Origin of the sequence: Candidatus Protofrankia californiensis (assembly GCF_900634765.1) — a bacterium.
Lineage (GTDB): Bacteria > Actinomycetota > Actinomycetes > Frankiales > Frankiaceae > Protofrankia > Protofrankia californiensis.
The window spans coordinates 1-2320 of sequence record NZ_CAAAFT010000093.1 but is presented as its reverse complement, the minus strand read 5'-3'; the positions used below and the strand labels follow the sequence as shown (position 1 = coordinate 2320).

Annotated in this window: 2 protein-coding genes; both read right to left on the bottom strand. The window is 67.7% G+C overall.

Annotation, left to right across the window (positions count from 1 at the left end; genetic code table 11):
- Nucleotides 1-51 precede the first annotated feature (51 nt).
- Nucleotides 52-1116, bottom strand: coding sequence for an alpha/beta fold hydrolase (locus tag DD1DGNOD_RS05450; RefSeq protein WP_131765538.1), 1065 nt, complete (start codon nt 1114-1116; stop codon nt 52-54).
- Nucleotides 1117-1213: 97 nt separating this feature from the next.
- Nucleotides 1214-2320, bottom strand: a 1107-nt coding sequence (locus DD1DGNOD_RS05445; protein ID WP_131769588.1) for an aldehyde dehydrogenase family protein, incomplete at its 5' end; no start/stop codon positions are given.

The following is a 2320-nucleotide window of genomic DNA, read 5'->3' as shown; positions in this document are numbered from 1 at the left end:
GCGGTGGCACCGGCACCGGGCCACCTGTCAGCGGTTTCCCACCGCCGGCGGTCACCGACATCCGACCGTGCCCCGGTCACGGGTGGGCCGCTGGTCCACCCGTCCCCTTGAGCACAGCAGATCCCGCCATTGCCGGGCGGAGTACGTTGCCGGGCGGGTGGAGGACAAAAAGTCCTCCACCACTGCCCGAAAGCGCTCCGGGTCACTCCGATGGGGGAAATGTCCGGCATCCTCGAAGATCTCGAGGCGGCTACCCGGCATCGCCGCGTGTGCAATCCGCGCGTGCTCGACCGGAATCACCGCGTCATGTCCACCCCAGATGATCATAGACGGCATTCCGGCAGAAAGATAGCAACGGTCCAACATGGTGATTGCCTGACCATGGCCGTCCACCGAGGCTCGCAGCGTCCGCAGAAATGCCGTACGGGCGGTGTCCACGTACAGAGTGTCAAACGTCCGCATCAGGTCGTCGGCATCCCGGCCCAGGTCGGTGTGCAGCCATCGCAGCGCCCGGGTCGCCGCCCAGCCGAGCTGACGCAGGGGCGCCGCGGCGAGCAGCGAAAGCACCAGCCCCGACCCGGGAGTCGCCGCGGCCCGCAGCAACGGATGGATGTCCGGACACACCCCGCCGGTCGCCACCAGCACCACACGCTCGCAACGCTCGGGGAACTGATAGGCGAACTGCATGGCGACGCCGCCACCCAGGGAATGGCCGAGCACCGTCACCCGGTCGATACCGAGCACCGTCAAAAGGTCACGCATCCCACATGCGTATCCACCGATGGAATAGTCACCACGCGGCTTGTCGGACTCACCGTGACCAAGAAGATCCGGTGCAATCACCATCCGCCCCTGGGCGAGCAACGGAATAAGGTCGCGCCAGGTCTGCGAACTGTCCCCGATCCCGTGGATGAGCAGCAGTGCGGGGCCGCGCCCCGCCCGTATGTAGGCCCTTCGATATCCGTGCACCGTCACATATCGAGTGGCATAGCGCAACGAACCCGGCGGGCGGACGGCCCGCGCCGCATCCGCGCCGTCCACCACGGTCAGGTCATCCTGACCATCCGCTGGTAGACGAATCAGATCGTGCATCTTACGGGTACGAGTCTCATCCATAGCCGCCCTCCGACCGCTCGTCACCGGTCGGCCGGGTGGAGCAGGATGCCTGGCTTGACACCCCTGCGACCCAGTCGGCCTCGACAGCCCGGACCGGTCAGAACTCGATGTTGCTCATCACGTGTTTGACCCGGGTGTAGTCCTCAAGACCGTAGATCGACAAATCCTTCCCGTATCCGCTCTTTTTGAAGCCTCCGTGCGGCATCTCAGCCACCAACGGGATGTGGGTGTTGATCCACACGCAACCGAAATCCAGACGGCGGGCAACCCGCATGGCCCGCCCGTGGTCGTGCGTCCACACGCTGGACGCGAGCCCGTACTCGACCCCGTTCGCCCAGGCCAGCGCCTCGTCCTCGGTGCTGAACCGCTGGACGGTCACAACCGGGCCGAAAATCTCGTGCTGGATCATCTCGTCGTCCTGACGCAGGCCCGCTACCACCGTCGCCGGGTAGAAGAACCCGGGCCTGTCCACCGGCGCCCCACCGGTGAACACCTCGGCATGGGGCGGCGTGCGGTCCACCATGCCGTGGACGCGGCCGAGCTGGCCCAGGTTGTTCAGCGGGCCGTAGGCCGCATCCGGCTCCTGTGGCGACCCCGTCGGCGTCGCCCGGGCCTGCTCGGTGAGGGCCGCGACAAGGTCGTCGTGGACGCCCGGGGCGGCCAGTACCCGGGTGGCGGCGGTGCAGTCCTGGCCGGCGTTGAAGTAGGCCGCGCCCGCGATCCCCCGCGCGACCTCCTCGGCGTCGACGTCGTCGAAGACGATGACCGGCGCCTTGCCCCCGAGTTCCAGGTGGACCCGCTTGAGGGAATCCGCGGCCGCTCGGGCAACCTCCATACCCGCCCGGACACTGCCGGTGACCGATGCCATTGCGGGTAGCGGGTGAGCCACCAGCGCCCGACCGGTGTCCCGATCCCCGCACACCACGTTCAGGACGCCGGCCGGCAGGAACTCGGCGGCGATCTCGGCGAGCAGCAGCGTGCTCACCGGAGTTGTCTCCGAAGGCTTGACGACCACGGTGTTCCCCGCGGCGATTGCCGGCGCGAACTTCCACACCGCCATCATCATCGGGTAGTTCCACGGCGTGACCTGCGCGCAGACCCCCACCGGCTCACGGCGCACGAAACTGGTGTGGCCAGCCAGATACTCGCCGGCCGAGCGGCCTTCGAGCAGCCGGGCGGCACCGGCGAAGAAACGGATCTGATC

What these genes read in the sequence shown, in the direction of transcription:
- DD1DGNOD_RS05450 (WP_131765538.1), bottom strand. Translation starts at nt 1,116, where the DNA reads ATGGATGAGACTCGTACCCGTAAGATGCACGATCTGATTCGTCTACCA.